This window comes from Paraburkholderia sp. SIMBA_027 (genome assembly GCF_046535315.1).
Classification (GTDB): domain Bacteria; phylum Pseudomonadota; class Gammaproteobacteria; order Burkholderiales; family Burkholderiaceae; genus Paraburkholderia; species Paraburkholderia tropica.
Window position 1 is genome coordinate 1 of record NZ_JAWRWY010000920.1, and the last position, 261, is coordinate 261.

The window sequence follows — 261 nt, forward strand, 5'->3', positions numbered from 1 at the left end:
CTGTAATTCGGCCGTCGCAGAGACCAGAAATTTCTGCAATTTCATTTTTGAAATCCCATCAGTACTCATGCCGATCTTTATACAACGAAGATCTCTGCTTTTCACTATGTTTTATCGGCCGCCGCCGCTGATCACTCCTCCGGCTCGAACACCATCGCACGCCCATTGATGCAATACCGCAGCCCTGTCGGTGGCGGGCCGTCGGGGAAGACGTGGCCGAGATGGGCATCGCAATTGGAACAGCGGATTTCGGTGCGCACC

General features: G+C 54.0%; 1 protein-coding gene. It reads right to left on the reverse strand.

Annotated elements, in window-relative coordinates; translation table 11 throughout:
- Window positions 1–131: 131 nt before the first annotated feature.
- On the reverse strand, window positions 132–261 hold a 130-nt coding region (locus SB764_RS41775), incomplete at its 5' end, for a peptide-methionine (R)-S-oxide reductase (protein WP_410867002.1).